We start from the raw sequence: 23,201 nt of genomic DNA on the forward strand, positions 1-23,201 counted from the left end.
CCGGGCCGGATCCACGCCCCCTCCTCCCGGTGTCCTCCCCGTTGTCCGGATCGCATGGAAGACGGACGAAGAGGGTCCGCGAGGACCCGAGAAGGGGGCTGCCGTGGAAGGCACCGTCGTCGCAGTGGTCGTGGTCGTCGCCCTGCTGCTGCTCGTACTGAGGAGCGGGATGCGGGTCGTCAACCAGGTGGAGCGGGGGGTGGTGTTCCGCTGGGGCAAGGCGCTGCCCAGCTACCGGCAGCCCGGCGTCACCTTCCTCATCCCCTTCGCCGACCGTATGCGCAAGGTGAACGTGCAGGTCGCGACGATGCCGGTGCCCACCCAGGAGGGCATCACCCGGGACAACGTGTCGGTGAAGGTCGACGCCGTCGTCTACTTCCGGGTCACCGACCCGGTGCGCGCGGCGATCGAGGTGCAGGACTACGTCTTCGCCGTCGGCCAGGTCGCCCAGTCCTCCCTGCGCTCCATCATCGGCAAGAGCGACCTGGACGACCTGCTGAGTGACCGGGAGCGGCTGCACGAGGGGCTGGCGCTGATGATCGACAGCCCGGCCGCCGGGTGGGGCGTGCACATCGACCGGGTAGAGATCAAGGACGTCCAGCTCCCGGAGTCCCTGAAGCGGTCCATGTCCCGGCAGGCCGAGGCCGAGCGGGAGCGGCGGGCCCGGGTCATCACCGCGGACGGTGAGTTCCAGGCCGCGCAGCAGCTCGCCAACGCGTCCCGGATCATGGCGGACACGCCCGAGGCCATGCAGCTTCGTCTGCTGCAGACCGTCGTCGAGGTGGCCGCGGAGAAGAACTCCACCCTCGTCATGCCGTTCCCGGTGGAGCTGCTGCGCTACTTCGACCGGGCGGTGAAGAAGATCGACGCCGAGGTGGGGACTACGGAGAGCGCCGGGGGCGGGACGGAGGGCGCCGCGGTCAGGACCGAGAGCGTTCCGGCGCCTGCTCCCGCACCGGCGCCTGCTCCCGCACCGGCTCCGGCTCCCGTGCCGACTCCGACTCCCGCTCCCGCTCCCGCTCCGGAGCAGGCCGAGACGGAGTCCGCCCCACGGCCGTAGCCGGCGCTGACGCCGACGCCGACGCCACTGCCAGCACCACCGTCACGCACACCGACCCCGCCGCCATCGCCGTCATCGCCGCGGCGGGCGAGGTGAGCTGGGCCAGGGTCCCCGCCGCCGTCGCGCTCACGCCCTGGAAGGTGAGCATGCCGGCCGAGTGCAGCCCCAGGGCCTGGCCGGTGAGGGCGTCGGGGGTCAGGCTCATCAGCCTCTCCTGCTGGACCAGACCCGCCCCGAAGCCCACGGAGGCCACGGTCACGCAGAGGGCCGCCACCGGCACCGGCGGGTGTGTGCCGAACAGCAGGTACGGCGTCGCCAGCAGGAGCAGCAGCGGTGTGGCCAGGCGGGCGCGTACGGCGGCGGGGAGCAGCCGGCCGACCGTCACGTCCCCGGCGAACATGCCGAGCGCCGCGTAGGCGAACAGCGTGCCCGCCGCGTGCGGGGCGTACGACACGTAGAGCGACTCGCAGCCGACGACCATGCCGTTGGGCAGCCACAGGCCGAGGTAGGTCAGGCGGCGCGGCCGGGACGAGAACAGCTCGGCGTTGGCCCGCCAGGTCGCCGACGGCGAGGGGCGCCCGGCGGCCCGGGGTGAGCGGGCGGTCAGGCCGAACCGCAGGACCAGCGCGGCCGTCAGGTACAGGGCCGCCGCCAGCAGCAGGCAGGCGCGCGGGGTGAGCGCGGTGAGCAGGGCGCCGCCGGTGGCGAACCCGGCGACCTGTGTCAGCCCGCTCATCGTGTTGAACAGCGAACGGCCCGGCAGATAGCCCTCCTTGGTGAGGATCTCGTTCACCAGCCCCCAGCGGACCCCGCCGCCGAGCGAGGCCACCAGGCCCAGCAGGAGTACGACGGTGAGGAGCACGCCGGACGGCAGGCCGGGCAGCGCCTGCGCCGCCGTGCCGGCCGCGAAGGCCAGCGCGATCGCGGACAGGGCCGTACGCGGGGGCAGCCGGTCGGCGCCGGACAGCAGGACGGTGGCGCCCAGCACCTGCGCGAGCGACGGGCCGAACATGCTCACCGCCGACAGCAGCGGGGAGCCGGTGGCCCGGTACACGAGGGTGGCGAGGGCGAGGCCGCCGACGGTCTGGGCGGCGGTCTGCGCGGCCGAGCCGAGGAAGAGGGGGGTGAACTCCGGGGTGCGGAACAGGGACCGGTAACTGGGCATGGTCCGGAGTCTCGGCCGGGCCCGAGCGGGCCGGTTATTGTTTCGCCGTCGCGCGAAAGGTCGCGGCCCCCAAGAGCCGCAGCCGCGGGAAGTCGCAGCCACGACGAGAGGTCGTACCCGCCGCCTCTCGCAGCCGCGCGCGGCCGCAACCAGGGAAGGGGCGTGCCGGATCATGGGATGGTGGCAGGTCAACGCCGACACCGTCGCCCGCAGTCGGTTCGTCATCTCGCCGCTCGCCGAGGTCTTCGCCGGCCTGAAGCTGCTGCACGCCGGGCAGGGGTCGCATCCCGGGGAGCACGCGTGGCTGGGCGCCCATCGGCCCGCCTACGAGGCCCGGCTCGCGGCCGACCCCGTGACCGCCCGGCTGGTCCGGGCCGGGCTGGGCCGGGAGTGGATCGCCGACTTCCTCACCCCCACGCCCCGCGGCGGGGAGAGCCTCGCCGTGGAGGTCGCCCGCGTGCGCGCGGCCGATCCCGCTGCCGCCCGGGCCCATCTGCGGATGTCCCTGGGCGGGCCGCTCCCGGACGTACTGGACCGGGACGATCTGCCCGAGCGGGCGGCGGCGCTGCTGGAGTGGGCGTGGGAGGAGACCGTACGGCCGTACTGGGAGCGGCGCCGACGGGTGCTGGAGGCGGATGTGGTCGCGCGGACGGCGGGGGTGAGCCGGGGCGGCTGGGCGAGTGTGCTGGACGGGTTGCGGCCGGGCGGGACGCGGTGGCTCGGGGAGAGCCGGTTCCAGGTCAATCGGCACGAGTATCCGCCGCGGGAGATCTCCGGCGCCGAGCTGGTGTTCGTGCCGGTGACCGCGCAGCGCTCGGGGTGGGTGTCCTGGGAGGAGGGGGAACGGTACGCCGTGGTCTATCCCTGCGCCGGCGTCCTGGCCGGGGACGCCGGCCGTGCGGTGCCCGCGGGGCTGGGGGCGCTGATCGGGACGGCCCGGGCCGGGGTGCTCGTTCTGCTCGGCTCCCCCATGAGCACCAGCCAGCTGACCGCCGTGACCGGGCAGGGCCTCGGCTCGGTAGGGCGTCATCTGAAGGTGCTGCGGGAGGCGGGGCTGGTGGAACGGCGGCGGGCCGGGCGGTCGGTGCTGTACGTGCGGACGGGGGCCGGTGACGCGTTGGTGGAGGCCGGGCGGCGGGGACGCGGGGCGGCACGGCTAGCATCCGGGCATGACGACTACTGACCACAACGTGCTGGATGTCGAGATCGGGGCCCTCACCGGCGGCTCCGCGAACCTGCCGCAGTACGCCGGCAAGGCCGTGCTCATCGTGAACGTGGCCTCCAAGTGCGGCCTGACCCCGCAGTACTCCGGGCTGGAGAAGCTCCAGGAGCGGTACGCCGAGCAGGGCTTCACCGTGCTGGGCGTGCCCTGCAACCAGTTCCTCGGGCAGGAGCCCGGCACCGCCGAGGAGATCGCGGAGTTCTGCTCGGCGACGTACGGCGTGACGTTTCCGCTGACCGAGAAGGTCGAGGTGAACGGGGAGGGCCGGCACCCGCTGTACGAGCGGCTCGTCGGCTTCGCCGACGACGAGGGGCACACCGGGGACATCCGCTGGAACTTCGAGAAGTTCCTGATCGGGCGGGACGGCCGGGTCGTCGCGCGGTTCTCGCCGCGGACCGAGCCGGACGCGGCCGAGGTCGTCGCCGCGATCGAGGCCCAGCTGGGCTGAGCCCCGACGGCAAAGGACCGAGCCCTCTCGGCAAGGACGGCGACTGGTCGAGAGGGCTCTGCTGGTGGTGCTTGTGCAGTTGTGTGCCAGGCAGGGTCAGGGAGAACCCCTCACGCCTTGACCGAGGCCACGAAGGCGTTCCACGCGTCGGCGGGGAAGGCCAGGATCGGTCCCTGCGGGGTCTTGGAGTCGCGGACGGCGAGTTCGGCGGCGGTGGGCGACTTGACCTCGACGCAGGCGCCGTTGCCCGCGGAATAGGAGGACTTCATCCACGTCTCCGAAGCGCCCTGAATCAGTGCCATGTCCACTCCTGTTACGAGTTGCGGTAGTGCGGTTCACGCCAACCATGTCGTCTGATTGGCGTGATCGACGCTACCGGGCAACTGCGCCTGGCGGCGTAGTCGTTCACTCGACCGGATGGCATATTCCAGGTGAGCCTTCCACTGGAGCCGACCGACGGTGTACGATCCCGCGCCCGCTGTGGCCTGACCTCAGTCGGCGTACGTTTTCGCCACATCCGCGATGAATTGCCGGGATGCCTCCACATTGAGGGACTGTGCCCGCAGATGTTCGTACATCACGGCGTACTTCTGCACGTCCTGCGCCTTCTCCAGGTAGAGGTCGCTGGTGACGCCCTCCAGGTACACCACGCTGGAGTCGGCCGCGTCGGCGAACTCCAGGATCGCGTACTGGCCGTTGAGCCCCGGGTGCGCGCCCACGTCGAAGGGCAGCACCTGCACGGTGACGTGCGGCAGCTGCGACATCTCGATCAGGTGCTCCAGCTGCTCCCGCATCACCAGCCGGCTGCCCACGACCCGCTTCAGGGCGGCCTCGTCCAGCACCACCCACAGCCGGAGCGGGTTGTTCTGGGCGGTGATACGTTCCTGTCGGCGCATCCGCACCTGGACCCGCTTCTCGATCTCGGCGGTCGACGTCTCCGGCAACGCGCCCTGCACCAGGGCCTCGGCGTAGGCGCGGGTCTGCAACAGACCGGTCACCAGCTGGGGTTCGTACACCCGCAGCGACTCGGCGTCGGTCTCCAGACCGATGTACACGCTGTACGGGATGTCACCGAAGGTGTGCCACCACCCCTGCTGCCGGGAGTCCCGGGCCATCTCCATCAGCGAGTCGACGATCCGCTGGTCCTCGACCTCGTACACCCCGCACAGGTCACGCACGTCGCGCTGACTGATGCTTCTCCGGCCGTTCTCCAGCCTGCTGATCTTCGACTGCGACACGAGCAGCCGCTCCGCCACCTCTTCGGCCGTCATGCCCTTCAGCTCGCGCAGTCTGCGCAGCTCCTGGCCCAGCCGGCGCCGCCTGACGGTGGGATTGACATTGGACGCCACGGGACGTGCACCTCCGGCTGCCTGCCTGTTACTTGACACTTTCCGTATCTGCTGTTGAGCAGACTGCCACCAAGGTGCTTTCTACCGCTGGGAAACGGAGGATATGCGGCAGCCGCCTCGACCTCCTGTCCACCGGACGCAGTCGAGCGGGACGGCGAGACCACAGGGGTCTCACCGCCCCGCTCGGACCAGCGGCTCCCGAACCGGGTCTGTGGGGACCTGGGGTGCGGCTCAGTGGGCCACGGCGCGTGCCATGGACCCGCGGTGCGGCTGCATCGGAACCCCGTGTGCGGGTTCCGCCGCCCGGACTCCGGAGGCGGCCTGCCGGCCGCCCGCGACCGGGCCGCGGCGCGGCTGGGCCGCCGCACCGTTCTGCACGTCCATGACGGCGTGCGCGACCAGCCCGCCCATGGGGTCGTGCCGGATCAGATCCCGCAACCGGGACCTGGACGATCGGCCCTCGTTCCCGGGGTACAGATGCTTGCCGAGCCCGACGGCGTGCGCCAGGGCGGCGAGCGCCGCGGTCCGCGGGTCCGGCGGTACGCCGGTGCGGATCGCGGAGTCCAGCCGGGCCTTGATCTCCCGGCTGATGGCGGTGTCCGTCGCCTGGTAACGCGTCGTCGGCAGCACCCCGCACATCTGGCCGGGCACGGCGGCGACCATGCCGCACCGCTCCAGATGCGAGAGGTAGGTCTGCCTGAGCCCCAGCCGGGGCCCGCCGATCCAGTGGACGGCACGCACGGGAGCGCCACGCCTTCGCAGCAACTCCAACGCGCAGTCCAGAGTCGGATCTCCTGTCGGCCGTGGTACCACCACGGCGATACGATCCCCGTCTGGGGCTATCCGTCCGGCCAGCGCCAGCTCCACTAGCTGTGCACCGGCCAGACCGAGGTCGAGCGACTGCGGCTGTGCAGTGGTACCCGTGGCCGGGTCCAGTGCCAGCAGCAGAAGCTCCTCCGGAAGTGTTCTGCGGCTCCTGCCCATCCATGCCTCCCCGCGTGGATGAATGACAGGGTGACCCCTCTCACATTGGTCTGTCGAGGGCGCGTGACCGGTTCGTGAGGGAACCGGTAGGTATGTCGTTCTCGTCTACCGCAGGGGCCAAGCCCTCACACAGGACACTGGTACATGGTTCGGACAGGGCGCACACGTGGACGTGCGACGCATGGAGGAGGCATCGGTGGCGGGCGAGTCCCCCGACAGGTCGAAGCAGCGCGAGTCGTCGGCGGAACCGACGTCGGGGAGTGCGGGTTCGGTTCCCGAGGCGCGCGATCCGCGTCTCGCCGTGTCCCGTGAGAAGGATTCCTCGGGCGGCGGCTCGGACATGGCGACGAAGGTCCTGACGGTACGGCCGGAGTCCCCCGCCGAAGCGAAGCCGACCGCCACCGACGAGGAATCCGCCCTCAAGGCAGCGGTCTCCGCCTGGGTCCGCGACCCCAAGCCCGGCACACCCGCACACCCGACCGCCTCCAAGTCGGCGGCCGAGGACGAGGCTGAGGGTCCGTCGGACGCGGGACTCAAGGCTGAGGCGGCGTCCGGCGCGAGCGCCGAGGCCGGGGCGGAGACGGAGACGGCGGACGGGGAGCCGTCCGACGCGGAGACCGCGGAGACCAGGGGCGAGGCGGACGCGGAGCAGCAGGCGGCCACCGATGCCGATGCGGACGCGAAGGCTGACGCCGAGGCCGATGCGGACGCGAAGGCTGACGCCGAGGCCAAGGCCGACGCGAAGGCTGACGCCGAGGCCAAGGCCGACGGGAGCACTGACGCCAAGGCGGACGAGAAGGCCGAGGCGAAGCCTGACGCCGGCGCGGAGGATGCGTCCGGTGCCGAGGACGACGCACGTGCGAACGAGGCCGCTGCTGAAGCCGAGGCCCCCGACGACGGCGTAGCCGAGACGGAAGAGGCCGAGAAGGCCGAGGAAGTCGCGAAGGCCGAGAAGGCCGAGGACGGGCCGAAGGCCGCCGACGGCGGGGACGCCCCACAGGGGCCACCCGCAGGCGACGACGAAAGCCGCACGGGTGGTGCGGGTGGGAAGACGGACGCCGAAGGCGCAGCCGAGGCGGAGGCCCCCGCCGACCCGCCGCAGGCAACCCGTGCGGGTGGGAAGACGGACGCCGAAGGCGCAGCCGAGGCGTCCGTCGATCAGCCGACCACCGTCTTCAAGGCCGTACAGCCCAAGAAGCCCGCCGTCGATCAGCCCACGACCATGCTCAAGCTCGGCGGCAAGCCCAAGCCTGCGGAGTCCGACTCCGAGCGCACGAGCAAGTTCGTCGCGCTGAGGGACGACCTGACCAAGCCGGCCGCTCCCAAGCCCGCCGCCCCCCAGCCGGCCCCGGACGCCACCACCCCCGTCCCCCAGGTCGGCCCCGAGCGCACCACCCAGCAGCCGCTCCCGCCCAAGCCGCCGCTGGACCTGCTGGCCGAGCTGACGAACACGCCGCCGCCCCCGGAGACCCCGGTCCGCACGCTCGTGCGCCGGGTCAAGATCTGGACCCCGCTGGTCCTGCTCCTGGTGATCGTCTTCGCGGTCGTACAGGCGTTCCGCCCGCTGCCGTCCCCCACCCTCGCGCTGACCGCCGAGGAGACGTACACCTTCGACGGCGGCACCACGAACCTGCCGTGGCCCGGCGAGGGCCAGGGCTGGATCGACGCGGACGGCGTCGGCACGATGGGCCACTTCGGCAAGCAGACCCCCGTGGCCATCGGCTCGGTCGCCAAGACGATGACCGCGTACATCATCCTCAAGGAGCACCCGCTGAAGGCGGGCGAGGAGGGTCCGAAGATCAAGGTCGACGCGACGGCGGAGAAGGAGGGCGGCTACAACAAGGACGGCGAGTCCACGCTCGACACCGTCCACGCCGGTGAGTCCCTCACCGAGAAGCAGGCCCTGTCGGCCGTCCTGATCCCCTCCGCCAACAACATCGCCCGGCTCCTCGCCCGCTGGGACGCGGGCTCGGAGGCGGCGTTCGTGAAGAAGATGAACGCCACCGCGCGGGAGCTGGGGATGACCCGCACGACGTACACCGACCCGTCGGGCCTGAAGGAGACCACCGTCTCCACGGCCGAGGACCAGGTGAAGCTGGGCCGCGCGTTCGTGAAGGTCCCGGCCCTGGTCGCGATCAGCAGCGCGGCCAGCTGGACGGACCCCTCGGGCAAGTTCTGGCCCAACTACAACGAGCTGCCGTACCGGATCGGCGCGATCGGCATCAAGACCGGCAGCACCACCGCGGCCGGCGGCAACCTGCTCTTCGCCTCCCGCAAGAAGGTCGGCGGGCAGACGGTCACGCTCGTCGGCGCGGTCCTCGGCCAGCACAAGCGGGAGATCCTCAAGACGGTCAACACGGTCAGCCAGACCGCGCTGCTCGCCGCCCAGGACGCGCTGACCTCGTCGAAGATCCTGAAGAAGGGCGACGTGGTCGGCTACGTGGACGACCGGCTCGGCGGCCACACCCCGATCGTCGTCACGAAGGACGTCACGACGCCCGGCTGGGCCGGGATGAAGGTGAGGCTGTCGTTCGCCTCCGGGACGGTGCCGCACACCGCGAAGGCCGGGACCCGCGTCGGGACGCTCACCGTGGGTGACGGGACGGCCGGTGCGGTCAAGGTTCCGGTGGCCTTGGAGAAGGACCTGGCCGAGCCCGGTTTCGGCGCCAAGCTGACCCGGCTGGGCTGACCGCCCCGCCCCCCGCCCGCAGCGCACCCCGCCCTACGCCGGGCCCCACCCGGGAGCCCCGTGGCGGGGTGCGTGCTAGCGTCACGAATCGGGGCAGGTCGCCGGTCCCGGGAACCGGGCCGCGAATGGGACGGAAAACGGCCGGGAACACCGTGGGAAGCCGGCCGGGAAGAGAAAACGGGACACGGGGAGTGCCTTCAGGTGGCCACAGCGGAGCCGACACGCGCCGACGAAGCAGATCCGGGCCCCGGATCGGGATCCGGCCAGCGAATACGTGCGTCCATGACGGACAGGCCTGACGCGGACGGCAGCCGTGCCGCGGACGGCCGCGCCTTCGGCGTACGGCCCGACGGGCACTGCGACGCGCACCCCGACGCACGCCCCCGCGGGCGCGCGCGCCCGCTCGCCCTCCTGGAGCCCCTCCGGCAGCGCATGCTCCGGCACCCCGTGCTGTCGGTCACGGCGCTCGCCGGCGTCCTGCACATCATCTGGTTCTTCACCTTCGCGAACAGCGGCGGCGATCTCGCGGCGCAGGACGCGTGGGCGGAGTTCGTCGGCCGGCACCCGGACTCGGCGTACAACCTCGCCTGGTACGGCGGCATGCACCCAGTGTCGTACAGCGTGGTGTCGCCGTATCTGATGTCGGTCCTCGGCGTCCGTACGACGATGATGATCGCCGGAACGGTGTCCGCGGGCCTGCTGACGATGGTCCTCATCCGCAGCCGGGCGGTGCGGAACCCGCTGTGGGCCTCGCTCGCCGGGGTCTTCGCGCTGCTGTGCAACGCGATCTCCGGCCGGGTCACCTTCGGCCTCGGCACGATGTTCGCGCTCGGCGCGGTCGCGGCCGTCTTCTGCTGGCCGTACCGGTGGCGGTACAAACGCTGGGCGAAGGCGCTGGTCGCCGCCCCGCTGGCCGCGCTCGCCACGATGGCCTCGCCGGTGGCCGGGCTGTTCGTGGGCCTGGTGGCGGTCGCGCTGTTCCTGCAGAAGCGGCGGCCGGGCGCCTGGGCGCTGGGGCTCGCGCCGTCGGCGGTGGTCGCGGTGTCGGCCTGGCTGTTCCCGTTCTCCGGCACCCAGCCGATGGTCTTCGGCTCGGTGGTCATGCCCCTGCTGTACGGCCTGTTCTGCCTGTTCCTGGTGCCGAAGGAGTGGGTGACGGTACGGCTGACGGCCGGCGTCTACAGCGTCTCCGTGGTCCTGGTCTGGCTGATCAGTTCGCAGATCGGGTCGAACATCTCGCGGCTGCCGATGCTGTTCGCGGGCGCGACGCTGGTCGCGGCCCTGCCGTACACCGTGCCGAGGTCCCGCAAGTGGTACGTGACCGTGGTGGCCTTCCTCGGCTTCGTCGGCTGGCTCGGTTTCAAGTCGGTGGACGACATCATCCACACCACACCGGCCGCGTCCTGGGCGAGGGAGCTCGCCCCGCTCGTCAACCAGCTGCAGAAGGCCGGCGCCGAGAAGGGCCGTGTCGAGGTGGTCCCGGCCCGCTCGCACCGGGAGGCGTCCGCGCTCGCGCCGTACGTCAACCTGGCCCGCGGCTGGAACCGGCAGGCCGACATGGAGCGCAACCCGCTCTTCTACGACGACACGCTCAACTCGGCGACCTACCACGAGTGGCTCCAGCGGTGGGCGGTGCACTACGTGGTGCTGCCCAAGGACAACGTGGACGGGGACGGCGGCGAGCGTCAGCTGCTCCAGCGCGGGATGCCGTACCTGCGGCAGATCTGGGGCGACGCCAACTGGCAGCTGTTCAAGGTGACCGATCCGACGCCGCTCGCCGAGCCGAACGCGGTGGTGGACCGGGCCGAGCAGGGCGAGATGACGCTGCGGGTGCGCAAGCCGGGGCGGATCCTGATCCGGATCCCGTACTCGCCGTGGCTGAGCGTCGTCGACGAGCACGGCAAGAGCCGGCCCTACGCGAAGACCAAGGCGTGTCTGATGGCGACGCCGGAGGACGTCGACGGGGACAAGTGGACCGTGCTGCACGCGCCCAGGGCCGGGACGTACCATCTGGCGGCGCCCTACCAGCTGCCGCGCGGCACGCCCTGCCCGGACGAGCTGAGGAAGCCGTGACGGTCAGCGGAGCCGGTCCACGTACGTGTCCGTGCCCGGCACCGTCGGGATGAACGGCGCGACCAGCTCCACCCGGCCGAGGCCCGACTCCGCCACCTGTTCCTCCAGGCCGGTGAAGTGCTCCGCCCAGCAGGCGCGCGGGTCCCGCTCCAGGAACCACAGCAGCGTCAGCCGGGTGCCGACGCCCTCGACCTGCCGGACGTAGGTCATGCGGTCGCCCGGCAGCGGGGTCGGCCGGAACACGGTGACCAGCGCGGCCGGGGAACCGGCGAGGCGCCGCGGCAGGTGCCGGGCGCGCAGCCACTCCAGCAGCGCGGCCCGCTGCTCGGGCGCGTCGCTGTCGATCACCTCGAGCACCAGGCCGGCGTACGGGTGGTCGAGGGCGTGGACGTCCCGGGGTCCGGCGGCGCCGTCCCGGTACACGGTGGTCTCGTGGTCCTGGAAGGCCGTGAAGACGTGGGTGCGGTCGTGGTAGACACGGGCGTCCCGGTTGAGGCGCCTGTTGATGGCGACCGTCCACCTCATGTGGTCGTCGTAGCGGCCGGCGGTGATCCAGTAGGTGGAGAGGTAGCAGCCGGCGGTGACCGGCCGGGCGACCGCCGACTTCTCCGGGTAGCGCAGGAGCTGCAGTTCGCGGGTGGCCACCCAGCGGCGGCCCGCGTACATCCAGGGCATGGCCATCGCGCCGGCGTAGTAGTGGTCGTCCTCGTACCAGCGGTTGTACGCGTACTCGTGGCCGGGGTGCGGCTCGACCATGGTGATCAGGGCGTGACCGGGACGGACACCGTACGGCCCGACGGCGGCCAGCTCGGCGTACGTCCCACTGCGGGTGTCCTCGCGGGTGTCCTCGCTCATGCGGTTCCCCTTTCCTGCGGTCGCCCATACTCTGACGCCCCGTCAGGTGAAGCGCCAGGGTCCGGGAGGCCTCCATGCCGCTGCTCGCGGGCAAGACGGTCGTCGTCTCCGGGGTCGGCGCCGGACTCGGCCACCAGGTCGCCGCCGCCGTCGTGCGGGACGGGGGGAACGCCGTTCTCGGCGCCCGCACCGGGGCGAACCTCGCCCGGAGCGCGGCCGTGATCGATCCGGAGGGGACGCGTACGGCGTTCCGGGCGACCGACATCACCGTCGAGGGGCAGTGCGAGGCGCTGGCGGAACTGGCGCGGGAGCGGTTCGGCGGGATCGACGCGGTGGTGCAGGTGGCCGCCTGGGACACGTACTTCGGCGGGCTGGCGGACGCCGACTTCGCGACCTGGCAGTCCGTCCTCGACGTGAACCTGCTGGGGACGCTGCGGATGACCCGGGCCTGCCTGCCGGCGCTGCGGGCGGCGGGGGGCGGGTCGGTGGTGTTCATCGGGACGCAGTCCGCGGTGGCCGCGCCCTCACAGGTGCGGCAGGCCGCCTACGCCGCCTCGAAAGGGGCGCTGACCAGTGCGATGTACTCGCTGGCGCGGGAGCTGGGGCCGGACCGGATCCGGGTGAACTCGGTGCTGCCGGGCTGGATGTGGGGGCCGCCGGTGCAGGCGTACGTCCGGTTCGCCGCGCGGAGCGAGGGGGTGCCGGAGGAGGAGGTGCTGGGGCGGCTGACCGAGCGGATGGCACTGCCGGACCTGGCCACGGACGGGGATGTGGCCGAAGCGGCGGTGTTCCTCACCTCCGACCGGGCGCGGGCGATCACCGGGCAGTCGCTGCTCGTGAACGCCGGGGAGCTGATGAGATAGGCCGTTTGTTCATATGGCTGAACACAGGTCACTACAACGAACAATTTTGCCGTGACTTGACCTACCGCTTGCTTGTCGCGTTCATGTGGACAGACCCACGATCGGGCACATGAACAGTCTCGACTGGGCCGTGCTCATCGGCTACTTCGGTGTGATGGTCGCGATCGGCGTCTGGTCGCACAAGCGCGTGGACAACGTCTCCGACTTCTTCACGGCCGGCGGCAAGATGCCCTGGTGGCTCTCCGGCATCTCGCACCACATGTCGGGCTACAGCGCCGTGATGTTCACCGGATACGCGGGCATCGCCTACACCTACGGCGTCACCTCCTTCATCACCTGGTCCTTCCCCATCGCGCTCGGCATCGCCATCGGGTCGAAGCTGTTCGCGCCGCGCATCAACCGGCTGCGCTCCCGGCTCCACGTGGCCTCCCCGCTGGAGTACCTGAAGAACCGTTACAACCTGCCCACCCAGCAGGCCCTCGCCTGGTCCGGCATGCTGCTGAAGATCGTGGACGTGGGTGCCAAGTGGGCGGCGATCGCCACCCTGTTGTCGGTGTTCACCGGGATGTCGCTGAACCAGGGCATCCTCATCACCGGCGCGATCACCGCCGTCTACTGCACCATCGGCGGCCTGTGGGCGGACGCGCTGACCGAACTCGGCCAGTTCGTCATCCAGTTGCTCGCCGGCGTCTCCATGTTCGTCGCGGTCGTGGCGAAGCTGAACGACAAGGACATCGGCTTCCTCGGCGCCTGGGACGAGCCCGCGCTGCACGGCCACGGCAAGCCGCTGGTCGGCCCCTACGGCACGGTGTTCCTGCTGGCGTTCCTGTTCATCAAGCTCTTCGAGTACAACGGCGGCATGCTCAACCAGGCCCAGCGGTACATGGCCACCGGCAGTGCCCGCCAGGCCGAACGCTCGGCCCGGCTGTCGGCGATCCTCTGGCTGGTCTGGCCGGTGGTCCTGTTCTTCCCGATGTGGATGTCACCGCTGCTGGTCACGGCGAAGAAGCCGGACGGCTCCGACTCCTACGCCCTGATGACCGAACAGCTGCTGCCGCACGGGCTGCTCGGTCTCGTCATCGTCGGGTTCTTCTCCCACACCATGGCGATGTGCTCCTCCGACGCGAACGCCATCGCCGCCGTCTTCACGCGGGACTGCGCGCCGGTGATCTCGGCGCGGGCGCGGGAGTGGAACGCGCGCAGCGGGCTGATCGCGGCACGCGTCACGACGGTGGTCTTCCTCGGGCTGTCGATGGCGGCCGCGACGCAGGTCAACTCCCCCGCGTTCAAGGACATCATCACCGTCGTCATCAAGTGGGTCGCCGGTCTGATGGGTCCGATGGCGATCCCGATGATGCTCGGTCTGCTCCGCCCGTTCCGCCGCTCCGGCCCCACGGCGGCGCTCGTCAGCTGGGCCCTGGGACTGCTCGCGTTCTGGCTGGTCAACTACCCGGTCAACTGGCGGATCGACGGGGGCGTGCCGCTCCAGTACCAGGTGTCCATCCCGCTCGCCGTCTCCCTCGTGCTGTACATCGCCATCGGCTACCTGAAGCCGGAGGACACACCGGAGCGGCTGGCGATCATCGAGAAGGTGAACACCGACGGCGACGAGGGGGCCGCGCGGGCCGTGCCGGTCCCCGCGGGTGCGGGCGACGACGTGGTGGGGGCGCCGTAGCGGTCGCCGCCGCGGCAGCGGCCGGCACGGCATCCTCCCTCAGGCCCGCGGATACCTCGCCAGCCACCCCGGGGACGACCCCGCCGGGCCGTGCAGCGCCGGGCCCTGGGTCATCTCCATCGCGAAGTCGTCGGCCAGCTCCAGGATCGTGGGGCGGCCCTCCAGCTCGGCCAGCCAGGCCGGCGGGAGGGCCGTCTCGCCGTGCAGGGCGCCGAGGAGGCCGCCGGTCAGGGCGCCGGCGGCGGCGGAGGGGCCGCTCTGGTTCACCGCCAGGCCCAGCCCGTGGCGGACGTCCTCGCCCACCAGCGCGCAGTACACCGACGCGGCCAGCAGCCCGTCCGCCGTGCCGTCGCCGGCCAGTTCCTCCACCCGGGAGGGCGTCGGTATGCCCTGCCGTACCGCGCCGAGGGCGTGCTGGAGGGCGTCCGAGACGGGCTGGTGGCCGGGGCGCACGGCGAGCAGGGCGAGGGCGCGCTGCACGGCGCCGTCCAGGCTGTCGCCCCGGGCCAGCGCGTGCACGATCACGGCGTACGCGCCCGCCGACAGGTAGGCGATGGGGTGGCCGTGGGACTGGGCCGCGCACTCCACGGCGAGCTGGACGACCAGTTGGGGTTCCCAGCCGACGAGGAGGCCGAAGGGGGCGGAGCGGGCGACCGCCTCCGGGCCCAGCTCGCCCGGGTTCTTCGGGGACTCCGGCGTGCCCATGGTGTCGTCGCCGAACCCGATGAGCAGTGCGCGGGTCGGATCCCGGCGGGCGTACAGCCACTCCTCGCGGGCGAGCCAGCCGTCGTCCTTGCGGCGCTCGTCGGGCCCCCAGTCCCGCTGGGTGGACGCCCAGCGCAGATAGGCCCGGTGCAGATCGGTCGGCGGGTGCCAGGCGCCGGTGTCACGGCGTACCTGGGCGCGTATCAGCCCGTCGACCGTGAACAGGGTCAGCTGGGTGTGGTGGGTGACGGTGCCGCGCCGGCCGTGGCCGAAGGCCAGGTCCAGCAGCCCCTCACCGCCGTACGCGGCCCGGATCTCCTCCAGGGACAGCGGGTCGGCCGGTCCGCCCAGCGCGTCGCCGACCGCGGCCCCGAGCAGCGTGCCGCGCACCCGGCTGCGGAAGTCCTGCTGCTCGGCACGGCCCCAGACGGCACCGGTCGTCGCCCCCACCAGACCTCCCACGGCACCGTCCGCCTGTACGACGCCCAGCAATGTAGTCGACCGGGGTCACTCGGTTCACGGGGGCGGACCGGCCAGGGCGGCATGCTCGGCCACCTTGCGGGGCGTTGATCGCCGTTCTTGGCGCAAAGCGTGCGGCAGCGGGCGGGGCGTAGCGGCGAGAATTCGTTCATGACCACCACCCCCACCCGCCACACCGGCCTCGGCCTCGCCGCCGGTGTGCTCACCGGCATACTCGCCCTCTACATCGCCCTGGTCGCCCTCGGGAACATCACCGACTTCGGGACCAACCAGCAGTTCGTACGGCATGTGCTGGCGATGGACACGACGTTCAAGGACGAGGACCTGATGTGGCGGGCCGTCACCAGCACGGCTCTCCAGGACACCGCGTACGTCCTGATCATCGTGTGGGAGACGGTGGCCGCCCTGGTCCTGCTCTGGGGCACGTATCTGTGGGCGCGGCGGGATCACGAGCGTGCCCGGCGCCTCTCCACCTACGGGCTGCTGATGCTGCTGCTGCTCTTCGGCGCCGGGTTCATCGCGATCGGCGGCGAGTGGTTCGCGATGTGGCAGTCGAAGACGTGGAACGGGCTGGACGCGGCGACCCGCATCTTCCTGCTGGCCGGGGTGGCGCTGGTCGTGAACCAGCTGCCCGACGGCCGCCGGGACGCTATTTGACGACCGCGACCCGCGTGCCCTGGTCGCCGAAGGCCCACAGCGCGGCTCCGTCCTCCTTGTGGAGGCGGATGCCGCCCAGCTTCTGGCCGTTCGCCGGGGGCGGGGAGGCGCCGTCCAGGGCGTTGGAGAAGGCGATGTTCACGCCGTCCGCCTTGGTGAAGTACATGACGTGCTCGATCTCCACGCCGTCCGAGCCCTTGAGGGACTGGGTGCGCAGGGTGACCGAGTAGCGGCCGGGCTGCGGGCTCACCGTGCCCGGCCACACCGTGAACGTGCGGGTCGCGTTGCCGGTCGCGTCGACCAGCCAGACCCGCTTCTCGCCGAGCGAGTACACGATCCGGCGGCCCTCGCCCGATCCGTCCGGCAGGGCGTCCTCGGCCGGTGCCTCCGGTGTGAGCGTGGCGTGCGGGCGCGCCGACGCCGAGGTGCCGGGCCTGGCCACGGAGGCCGTGGGATGCGGCCCGGCGTCCGCCTGTACGGCGAGGGCGACGACGACGGCGGTCGCCCCCGTCGTCAGACCGGTGACCCAGGCCCACGAGGGCAGTCGGGCAGCCACGGGACGCATCTCCTCCGCTACGGGTCCCCTCTTCTCAGCACAGGGGTCGGATCATCGTACTCAGTCCAGGACCGGCAGCAGATCCGGCAGGTGCCCGTCGGACGCCTCGGCCGTCCGCCGCCGCTCCTCCGGCACCTCGCCGTAGAGCGTGGTGCGCGGCTTGGCGGGGCGGCCGGCCGCCTCCGCGACCGCGACCAGGTCGCGGATCGACTTGTACGAGCCGTAGGAGGAGCCCGCCATGCGGGAGATCGTCTCCTCCATCAGCGTCCCGCCCAGGTCGTTCGCCCCGGAGCGGAGCATCTCCGCCGCCCCCTCGGTGCCCAGTTTCACCCAGCTTGTCTGGATGTTGGTGATCCAGGGGTGGAGCAGGAGCCGGGCCATCGCCGTCACCGCCCGGTTGTCCCGCATCGACGGGCCCGGCCGGGCGATCCCCGCCAGGTACACCGGGGCGTTCGTGTGGATGAACGGCAGCGTCACGAACTCGGTGAAGCCGCCCGTCTCCCGCTGGATCCGGGCCAGTGTGCGCAGGTGGCCGAGCCAGTGGCGGGGCTGGTCCACATGCCCGTACATCATCGTGGACGAGGATCGGATGCCCAGCTCGTGCGCGGCGGTGACCACCTCGATCCAGGTGGCCGTGGGCAGCTTGCCCTTGGTCAGCACCCAGCGCACCTCGTCGTCCAGGATCTCCGCCGCCGTACCGGGGATGGAGTCCAGGCCCGCCTCCTTGGCGGCGGTCAGCCACTCCCGGACCGACATCCCGGTCCGGGTCGCGCCGTTCACCACCTCCATCGGGGAGAAGGCGTGCACGTGCATGCCCGGGACGCGGTCCTTCACGGCCTTGGCGATATCGAAGTAGGCGCTGCCCGGCAGGTCCGGGTGGATGCCGCCCTGCATGCACACCTCGACCGCGCCCACGTCCCACGCCTGCCGGGCGCGGTCCGCCACCTGCTCCAGCGAGAGCGTGTACGCGTCCGCGTCCGTGCGGCGCTGCGCGAAGGCGCAGAACCGGCAGCCGGTGTAGCAGACGTTGGTGAAGTTGATGTTGCGCGTGACGATGTAGGTGACGTCGTCGCCGACCACCGACCTGCGCACGTCGTCGGCCACCCGGCACAGCGCGTCCAGCGCCGGGCCGTCGGCGTGCAGCAGGGCCAGGGCCTCGGCGTCGGTCAGCCGGGTGGGGTCGTCGGCCGCCGTGCGCAGCGCCTCGCGCACATCGGCGTCGATGCGCTCCGGGGCCATCCCGGGGGCCGCCGCCTCGCGCAGGGCGTCCCAGTCGCCGTACACCTCGTCGAAGTCGGTGCGCCGGTCGCCGGTGCGGCCCTCGGTGTCGACGGCCGTGTGCAGGTCCGTGCGGCCGGAGGCGGTGAACACCTCCTCCGGCTCCTGCCAGGGCCGGCCCTCCACGACCGCGTCCTCCCGGGCCAGGCCCGTCTCCGGGTCGGCGAGGGCCGACACGTGCGGGCGCAGCCGCGGGTCCAGCCAGGGCTCGCCGCGGCGGACGAACTCCGGGTACACACAGAGCCGTTCGCGCAGGGTGAAGCCGGCCGCCCGGGAGCGCTCGGTGAGTTCCTCGATCTGCGGCCAGGGGCGTTCGGGGTTGACGTGGTCGATGGTCAGCGGGGAGACCCCGCCCCAGTCGTCGATGCCGGCGCCGATCAGCCGCTCGTACTCGCTGTCGACCAGGTTCGGCGGGGCCTGGAGGCAGGCCGAGGGGCCCATGATGTGCCGGGCGACCGCCACCGTGGCGACCAGGTCGTCCAGTTCGGCGTCCGGCATGCCGCGCATCGCCGTGTCCGGCTTGGCGCGGAAGTTCTGGATGATCAGTTCCTGGATGCCGTGGTGGGCCCGGGAGATCTTCCGGAGCGCGAACAGCGAATCGGCGCGCTCCTCGTACGTCTCGCCGATGCCGATGAGCAGGCCGGAGGTGAACGGCACGGAGGAACGGCCGGCGTCCTCCAGCACCCGCAGCCGTACCGCCGGTTCCTTGTCCGGGGAGCCGTGGTGCGGGCCGCCCGGCTCGGACCACAGCCGCTCGGCGGTCGTCTCCAGCATCATGCCCATGCTCGGCGCGACGGGCTTGAGCCGCTGGAAGTCCGTCCACGTCATCACGCCCGGGTTGAGGTGGGGCAGCAGACCCGTCTCCTCCAGGATGCGGATGGAGATCGCGCGGACGTAGGCGATGGTGTCGTCGTAGCCGTGCGCGTCCAGCCACTCGCGCGCCTCCGGCCAGCGGTCCTCCGGCTTGTCGCCGAGGGTGATCAGGGCTTCCTTGCAGCCGAGGGCGGCACCCTTGCGGGCGATGTCCAGCACCTCGTCGGGGGACATGAACATCCCGTGCCCGGCGCGGCGCAGCCTGCCGGGCACGGTGGCGAAGGTGCAGTAGTGGCACTTGTCCCGGCACAGCCGGGTGAGGGGGATAAAGACGCTCTTCGAGTACGTGATGACGCCGGGCCTGCCCGCCGCCTCCAGGCCCGCGTCCCGCACCCGGGCGGCGGAGGCGGCGAGGGCGGTCAGGTCCTCACCGCGTGCCTGGAGGAGCACCGCCGCCTCGGCGACGTCGAGGGCGACGCCGTCCCGGGCACGTTTGAGGGCGCGACGCATGGAGTTCTCGGTGGGGCCGGTTCCGGAGGTCGCGGAAGTCGTCATCCCTTGAGCATACGTTCGCGGTGATCACCGCCGAGGAGCACCGCCCGCGAGGAGGGGACCGTAGGCGTCGAGCGCGCGCAGCACCTCCGCCGCACCGCCGGGCGGCAGTTGCACCACGACCTCCTCGATCCCCAGCTCCGCGTAGTGGGCGAGCTTTCCGGGGGTGGGCTGGACGGCGTACGGGACGATCTGGAGGGCGGCCGGGTCGCGGCCCGCGTCCGCCCACACCGAGCGCAGCACCGGCAGCGACTCGGTCAGCCCGCGCCCGCCGATCGGCAGCCAGCCGTCGGCGAACTCGGCGATGTGCGCGAACAGCCTGGGCCCCGCGCCCCCGCCGACGAGGGTGCGGGGGCCGACGACCGGTCCGCGCGGCTTCTGCACGGGCTTGGGGTGCGCGAGGCTGGCCCGGACGCCGCCGAACTCACCCTCGTACGCGGTCGGCTCCTCGCTCCACAGCGCCCGCATCAGCGCCATCCGGTCCCGGACCAGCTCCCGCCGGGTCCGCCAGGCCACTCCGTGGTCGGCGGCCTCCTCCACGTTCCAGCCATAGCCGAGGCCGAGGGTGAAACGGCCGCCGGACAGGTGGTCCAGGGTGGCGATCTGCTTGGCGAGGTCGATGGGGTCGTGCTGGGCGACGAGGGTGATGCCGGTGCCGAGCGCCAGGTCCCGGGTCACGGCCGCCGCCTGGCCGAGGGCGATGAAGGGGTCGAGGGTGCGGCCGTACTCGCGGGGGAGGTCGCCGCCGGCGGGGTACGGGGTGGTGCGCTCTGCGGGGATGTGGGTGTGTTCCGGCAGGTAGAGGCCGGAGAAGCCGCGTTCTTCGAGTTCGCGGGCGAGGTGGACGGGGGTGATGGTCTCGTCGGTCAGGAAGATCGTGACGGAGATGCGCATGGGGCATCGTACCGACTGGTCGGTCGCTCGTCAGGGGTACGCGCGGTCCGATGTGGCCGGTCGCGCCGTTCCGCACGCCCCTGGGGGCGCCTACGTTGAGGAGGTGACGACGTTGCGCGGCACCATCCCGCCCGGCTCCCCCGACTTCGTGTACCTCCCCTTCGAAGTCCCGCCGGACACCTCCGAGTTGAACGTCTCGTACACCTACGACAAACCCCCCGTCCCACCCGGCACCCCCGGCAACGCCCTCGACATCGGGCTGTTCGACCAGCGCGGCACCGAGCTGGGCGGGCGGGGGTTCCGGGGATGGTCGGGCGGGGCCCGGACCGGGTTCTTCGTGCGGGCGGACGACGCCACACCCGGGTACCTGCCCGGGCCGCTGCGCCCCGGCACCTGGCACATCGTGCTCGGGCCGTACACCGTGGCGCCGCAGGGCCTGTCGTACGAGGTGACCGTCACGCTCACGCAAGGGGCGGCCGGGACGACGCCGGAGCCGGTGTATCCGCCGGACCGCGCCCGGGGGCGGGGCCGGGACTGGTACCGGGGCGACTGCCACCTGCACTCCTGGCACTCCGACGGGCGCCGCACCCCGGCCGAGATCGCGGCTCTGGCCCGGGCGGCCGGGCTGGACTTCCTCAACAGCTCCGACCACAACACCCACGCCTCGCACGCCCACTGGGCCGACGCGGCCGGTGACGACCTGCTGGTGCTGCTCGGTGAGGAGGTCACCACCCGCAACGGGCACGTCCTGGCCGTCGGCACCGAGCCGGGCACCTTCACCGACTGGCGCTACCGGGCCCGGGACGGCCGCTGGGCGCGGTTCGCGCGGGACATCCGCCGGGCCGGCGGTCTGGTCGTACCGGCCCATCCGCACGGCGACTGCGTGGGCTGCGCCTGGAAGTTCGGGTTCGCGGAGGCCGACGTCGTGGAGGTGTGGAACGGGGCCTGGACCCCGGACGACGAGGTGGCGCTGGCGGCCTGGGACGCGCGGCTGGTGGCGTCCGTGCGGGGCGGGCGGGCGTGGCTGCCGGCGATGGGCGACAGCGACGCCCACCGCGATCCGGACGTGGTCGGACTGCCCCAGACGGTCGTCCTCGCCGACGGGCTGACCAGGGAGGCGGTCCTTGAGGGGCTGCGGGCGGGACGGTCGTACGTCGCCGAGTCACGGCACGTCTCGCTGGCGTTCTCCGCGTCGGCCGACGGCGGTGGACGGGCGGGCGAGGAGGCGGGGACCGGGGAGCGGCTGGCGGTCGGGTACGACACCGAGGTGACCGTCCGGCTGGAGGTGTCCGGGGCGCCGCGCTGCTCGGTCCGGCTCGTCACCGACCAGGGCGTGATGTTCACCGGGGAGCCGCTGCCGGTGTCCGGCACGGGAACCGTTCAGTGGCGGACGACCCCGGCCCGCGCGGCCTACGTGCGGGCCGAGGTGCGGCACGAGACGACGCCGGGGCCGGTGCCGGGGGCGATGGCCGCGTTCACCAACCCGGTGTTCCTGGGGCGGGCCGGCGACGAGGGGGCCGCCCACGGGGCATGATGGCCCCGTACCGAGAGGGGCGAGATGTCCGACCGCACCGACCGCAAGCACCGCCTGGTGACCCGCTTCCAGCGGTACGTCGCCAACCCGGTCAACCGGCGGCTGCCGTTCCAGACCCTGCTGGAGACCACCGGCCGCACCTCCGGCCTGCCCCGGCGGACCCCGGTCGGCGGGCGCCGGGTCGGCACCTCCTTCTGGCTGGTCTCCGAGTTCGGCCTCAGGTCGCAGTACGTGCGCAACATCCAGGCCGACCCCGTGGTCCGGGTGCGCATCGCCGGCCGCTGGCACCGCGGCACCGCCCACCTCCTCCCCGACGACGACGCCAGGGCCCGGCTGCGCGCCCTGCCCCGCTTCAACAGCGCGGCGGTACGGGCGTTCGGCACGGACCTGCTGACGGTGCGGGTGGATCTGGCCGACTGAGGGAGGCGACACTGCGCGGGTGAAGCTCACCACCGCCCCCTCCGTGATCGACCCCGCGCGCGACGTCCCGGACCTGCTGCCGTACGCCCGCCCGGCCGTCCGGCTGCATCCGCGCCGCGGCACACCCGGCCCGTACGACAGTCACATCGGCGGCCCGGTGCCGTGGCCGGCGGCCGAACCGTGGCCGCGGTGCACCGACCACCGGGACGTGAACGGCAGGGCGTTCACGCTGCCGCTGGTCGCGGTGGCCCAGTTCACCGCGGCCGATTTCCCGGAGATCCGCTTCCCCGACGGCACGGACCTGGTCCAGCTCCTGTGGTGCCCCGACTGGCACGACCAGCCGCACCCCGCGGGCTGGGGCCAGGCCTGCCGGCTCTTCTGGCGCCGGGCCGCCTCGGTCACCGGCGCGCCGACCGGGCAGCCCGACCCCGGGGACCACCCGCGGTACGACACGGGCATGATCCCGCGCGCCTGCGTCCTGCACCCCGAGCGGGTCACGGACTACCCCGGCGACGAGGAACTCCCGGCCGGGCTCGCCGCCCGCTTCGGGACCTGGCTGACCGGACGCGGCCTGACCGACGACCTCACCACCGTCCCCGGCTACAAGCTCGGCGGCTTCCTGGACTGGTGCACGACCGGCCTGCCGGCCGCCCTGGAGTGCGGCGAGTGCCGGGCGCCGCTGGAACTGTTCCTGCAGTGCGACACCTGCGAGTACCCCCTCGGCAGCTGGGCCCCCGACGACGCGCCGGACCGCTTCCGGCCGCTGGAGGAACGCCACCTGCGCACGGGCGACGCGGCCGGCGACGCGTCCCGCGAGCCGGTCGGCATGACCATCGGCCGCGGCAGCCACGCGGGACTCTTCGTGTGCTCCGCGGACCCCCGCCACCCGGCGTCGTTCTTCACCCAGTGAACGGACCCGGGACGGCCGC

Annotated in this window: 19 protein-coding genes and 1 pseudogene; 11 read left to right on the forward strand and 9 right to left on the reverse strand. The window is 72.4% G+C overall.

Annotated features, from left to right (window positions below; translation table 11 throughout):
• Positions 1-169: 169 nt before the first annotated feature.
• Positions 170-628, forward strand: a pseudogene (locus ACZ7N4_RS11925) (SPFH domain-containing protein); the annotation flags it as partial.
• A 292-nt stretch (positions 629-920) separates the two neighbouring features.
• Here ACZ7N4_RS11925 and ACZ7N4_RS11930 read toward each other — a convergent pair.
• Complete coding sequence (locus ACZ7N4_RS11930) at positions 921-2,225, reverse strand: MFS transporter (RefSeq protein WP_471356784.1); 1,305 nt, start codon at positions 2,223-2,225, stop codon at positions 921-923.
• 172 nt (positions 2,226-2,397) lie between these two features.
• Here ACZ7N4_RS11930 and ACZ7N4_RS11935 point away from each other — a divergent pair, with 172 nt between their 5' ends.
• Both ACZ7N4_RS11935 and ACZ7N4_RS11940 read left to right on the forward strand, forming a co-directional pair.
• Positions 2,398-3,408 carry an ArsR/SmtB family transcription factor gene (locus tag ACZ7N4_RS11935; RefSeq protein ID WP_471356786.1) on the forward strand — a complete coding sequence of 337 codons (1,011 nt, stop codon included), beginning with the start codon at positions 2,398-2,400 and terminating at the stop codon, positions 3,406-3,408.
• Positions 3,395-3,895 carry a glutathione peroxidase gene (locus tag ACZ7N4_RS11940; protein ID WP_471356788.1) on the forward strand — a complete coding sequence of 167 codons (501 nt, stop codon included), beginning with the start codon at positions 3,395-3,397 and terminating at the stop codon, positions 3,893-3,895. The genes ACZ7N4_RS11935 and ACZ7N4_RS11940 overlap by 14 nt, the downstream gene beginning before the upstream one ends.
• Before the next feature lie 110 nt (positions 3,896-4,005).
• Here the strand turns inward: ACZ7N4_RS11940 and ACZ7N4_RS11945 are convergent, their stop codons facing one another.
• The 3 genes from ACZ7N4_RS11945 to ACZ7N4_RS11955 form a co-directional block, all read right to left on the reverse strand.
• Positions 4,006-4,197 (reverse strand): DUF397 domain-containing protein, encoded by a 192-nt coding sequence (locus ACZ7N4_RS11945; protein ID WP_471356789.1) that lies wholly within the window; start codon positions 4,195-4,197, stop codon positions 4,006-4,008.
• Between the two features lie 189 nt (positions 4,198-4,386).
• Positions 4,387-5,244, reverse strand: coding sequence for a helix-turn-helix domain-containing protein (locus ACZ7N4_RS11950; protein WP_356145903.1), 858 nt, complete (start codon positions 5,242-5,244; stop codon positions 4,387-4,389).
• A 231-nt stretch (positions 5,245-5,475) separates the two neighbouring features.
• Positions 5,476-6,228: a GOLPH3/VPS74 family protein gene (locus ACZ7N4_RS11955; RefSeq protein WP_471356791.1), complete on the reverse strand. Its 753-nt coding sequence runs from the start codon at positions 6,226-6,228 to the stop codon at positions 5,476-5,478.
• 181 nt (positions 6,229-6,409) lie between these two features.
• Here ACZ7N4_RS11955 and ACZ7N4_RS11960 point away from each other — a divergent pair, with 181 nt between their 5' ends.
• Together ACZ7N4_RS11960 and ACZ7N4_RS11965 are read left to right on the forward strand one after the other, a co-directional pair.
• A complete protein-coding gene (locus ACZ7N4_RS11960; protein WP_471356794.1) occupies positions 6,410-8,917 on the forward strand; it encodes a D-alanyl-D-alanine carboxypeptidase in 2,508 nt (835 codons plus the stop codon).
• Positions 8,918-9,118: 201 nt separating this feature from the next.
• Positions 9,119-10,990: an MFS transporter gene (locus ACZ7N4_RS11965; protein WP_471356797.1), complete on the forward strand. Its 1,872-nt coding sequence runs from the start codon at positions 9,119-9,121 to the stop codon at positions 10,988-10,990.
• Between the two features lie 3 nt (positions 10,991-10,993).
• Here the strand turns inward: ACZ7N4_RS11965 and ACZ7N4_RS11970 are convergent, their stop codons facing one another.
• Positions 10,994-11,845 (reverse strand): hypothetical protein, encoded by an 852-nt coding sequence (locus ACZ7N4_RS11970; RefSeq protein WP_471356799.1) that lies wholly within the window; start codon positions 11,843-11,845, stop codon positions 10,994-10,996.
• A 74-nt stretch (positions 11,846-11,919) separates the two neighbouring features.
• Here ACZ7N4_RS11970 and ACZ7N4_RS11975 point away from each other — a divergent pair, with 74 nt between their 5' ends.
• A complete protein-coding gene (locus ACZ7N4_RS11975; protein WP_471356801.1) occupies positions 11,920-12,708 on the forward strand; it encodes an SDR family oxidoreductase in 789 nt (262 codons plus the stop codon).
• 109 nt (positions 12,709-12,817) lie between these two features.
• A complete protein-coding gene (locus tag ACZ7N4_RS11980; protein WP_471356803.1) occupies positions 12,818-14,383 on the forward strand; it encodes a sodium:solute symporter family protein in 1,566 nt (521 codons plus the stop codon).
• A 39-nt stretch (positions 14,384-14,422) separates the two neighbouring features.
• Here the strand turns inward: ACZ7N4_RS11980 and ACZ7N4_RS11985 are convergent, their stop codons facing one another.
• Positions 14,423-15,538, reverse strand: a complete 1,116-nt coding sequence (locus ACZ7N4_RS11985) for an ADP-ribosylglycohydrolase family protein (protein WP_471356806.1) — start codon at positions 15,536-15,538, stop codon at positions 14,423-14,425.
• A 180-nt stretch (positions 15,539-15,718) separates the two neighbouring features.
• On the opposite strand from ACZ7N4_RS11985, the gene ACZ7N4_RS11990 reads away from it, so the two are divergent.
• The gene (locus tag ACZ7N4_RS11990; RefSeq protein WP_471356808.1) at positions 15,719-16,225 is read left to right on the forward strand and encodes a DUF2165 domain-containing protein; all 507 of its coding nucleotides are present in this window, start codon (positions 15,719-15,721) and stop codon (positions 16,223-16,225) included.
• Here ACZ7N4_RS11990 and ACZ7N4_RS11995 read toward each other — a convergent pair.
• From ACZ7N4_RS11995 to ACZ7N4_RS12005, 3 genes are read right to left on the reverse strand one after another with little or no spacing between them, the layout of a single operon-like run.
• Positions 16,218-16,790, reverse strand: a complete 573-nt coding sequence (locus ACZ7N4_RS11995) for a hypothetical protein (protein ID WP_471356810.1) — start codon at positions 16,788-16,790, stop codon at positions 16,218-16,220. The two genes, ACZ7N4_RS11990 and ACZ7N4_RS11995, sit on opposite strands and share 8 nt — an antisense overlap.
• A 51-nt stretch (positions 16,791-16,841) precedes the next feature.
• Positions 16,842-19,427: a bifunctional FO biosynthesis protein CofGH gene (locus tag ACZ7N4_RS12000; RefSeq protein ID WP_471356813.1), complete on the reverse strand. Its 2,586-nt coding sequence runs from the start codon at positions 19,425-19,427 to the stop codon at positions 16,842-16,844.
• A 24-nt stretch (positions 19,428-19,451) separates the two neighbouring features.
• Positions 19,452-20,318: an LLM class F420-dependent oxidoreductase gene (locus ACZ7N4_RS12005; protein ID WP_471356815.1), complete on the reverse strand. Its 867-nt coding sequence runs from the start codon at positions 20,316-20,318 to the stop codon at positions 19,452-19,454.
• On the opposite strand from ACZ7N4_RS12005, the gene ACZ7N4_RS12010 reads away from it, so the two are divergent.
• From ACZ7N4_RS12010 to ACZ7N4_RS12020, 3 genes are read left to right on the forward strand one after another with little or no spacing between them, the layout of a single operon-like run.
• Positions 20,317-21,852, forward strand: coding sequence for a CehA/McbA family metallohydrolase (locus tag ACZ7N4_RS12010; protein WP_471356817.1), 1,536 nt, complete (start codon positions 20,317-20,319; stop codon positions 21,850-21,852). The two genes, ACZ7N4_RS12005 and ACZ7N4_RS12010, sit on opposite strands and share 2 nt — an antisense overlap.
• 24 nt (positions 21,853-21,876) lie before the next feature.
• Entirely contained in the window at positions 21,877-22,272 is a 396-nt protein-coding gene (locus ACZ7N4_RS12015; protein WP_471356819.1) for a nitroreductase/quinone reductase family protein, read from the forward strand.
• A gap of 19 nt (positions 22,273-22,291) precedes the next feature.
• Complete coding sequence (locus tag ACZ7N4_RS12020; protein ID WP_471356821.1) at positions 22,292-23,182, forward strand: hypothetical protein; 891 nt, start codon at positions 22,292-22,294, stop codon at positions 23,180-23,182.
• Positions 23,183-23,201: the final 19 nt, after the last annotated feature.

It is taken from the genome of Streptomyces sp. NPDC107654 (assembly GCF_055639035.1).

Bases quoted from the DNA above. Each gene is read 5' to 3' on its own strand.
- ACZ7N4_RS11945 (WP_471356789.1), bottom strand. From the start codon at position 4,197: ATGGCACTGATTCAGGGCGCTTCGGAGACGTGGATGAAGTCCTCCTAT.
- ACZ7N4_RS12005 (WP_471356815.1), bottom strand. From the start codon at position 20,318: ATGCGCATCTCCGTCACGATCTTCCTGACCGACGAGACCATCACCCCC.
- ACZ7N4_RS11980 (WP_471356803.1), top strand. From the start codon at position 12,818: ATGAACAGTCTCGACTGGGCCGTGCTCATCGGCTACTTCGGTGTGATG.
- ACZ7N4_RS11995 (WP_471356810.1), bottom strand. From the start codon at position 16,790: ATGCGTCCCGTGGCTGCCCGACTGCCCTCGTGGGCCTGGGTCACCGGT.
- ACZ7N4_RS11960 (WP_471356794.1), top strand. From the start codon at position 6,410: ATGGAGGAGGCATCGGTGGCGGGCGAGTCCCCCGACAGGTCGAAGCAG.
- ACZ7N4_RS11990 (WP_471356808.1), top strand. From the start codon at position 15,719: ATGACCACCACCCCCACCCGCCACACCGGCCTCGGCCTCGCCGCCGGT.
- ACZ7N4_RS12000 (WP_471356813.1), bottom strand. From the start codon at position 19,427: ATGACGACTTCCGCGACCTCCGGAACCGGCCCCACCGAGAACTCCATG.
- ACZ7N4_RS11975 (WP_471356801.1), top strand. From the start codon at position 11,920: ATGCCGCTGCTCGCGGGCAAGACGGTCGTCGTCTCCGGGGTCGGCGCC.
- ACZ7N4_RS11955 (WP_471356791.1), bottom strand. From the start codon at position 6,228: ATGGGCAGGAGCCGCAGAACACTTCCGGAGGAGCTTCTGCTGCTGGCA.
- ACZ7N4_RS11935 (WP_471356786.1), top strand. From the start codon at position 2,398: ATGGGATGGTGGCAGGTCAACGCCGACACCGTCGCCCGCAGTCGGTTC.
- ACZ7N4_RS12010 (WP_471356817.1), top strand. From the start codon at position 20,317: ATGGGGCATCGTACCGACTGGTCGGTCGCTCGTCAGGGGTACGCGCGG.
- ACZ7N4_RS11970 (WP_471356799.1), bottom strand. From the start codon at position 11,845: ATGAGCGAGGACACCCGCGAGGACACCCGCAGTGGGACGTACGCCGAG.
- ACZ7N4_RS12015 (WP_471356819.1), top strand. From the start codon at position 21,877: ATGTCCGACCGCACCGACCGCAAGCACCGCCTGGTGACCCGCTTCCAG.
- ACZ7N4_RS11930 (WP_471356784.1), bottom strand. From the start codon at position 2,225: ATGCCCAGTTACCGGTCCCTGTTCCGCACCCCGGAGTTCACCCCCCTC.
- ACZ7N4_RS11940 (WP_471356788.1), top strand. From the start codon at position 3,395: ATGACGACTACTGACCACAACGTGCTGGATGTCGAGATCGGGGCCCTC.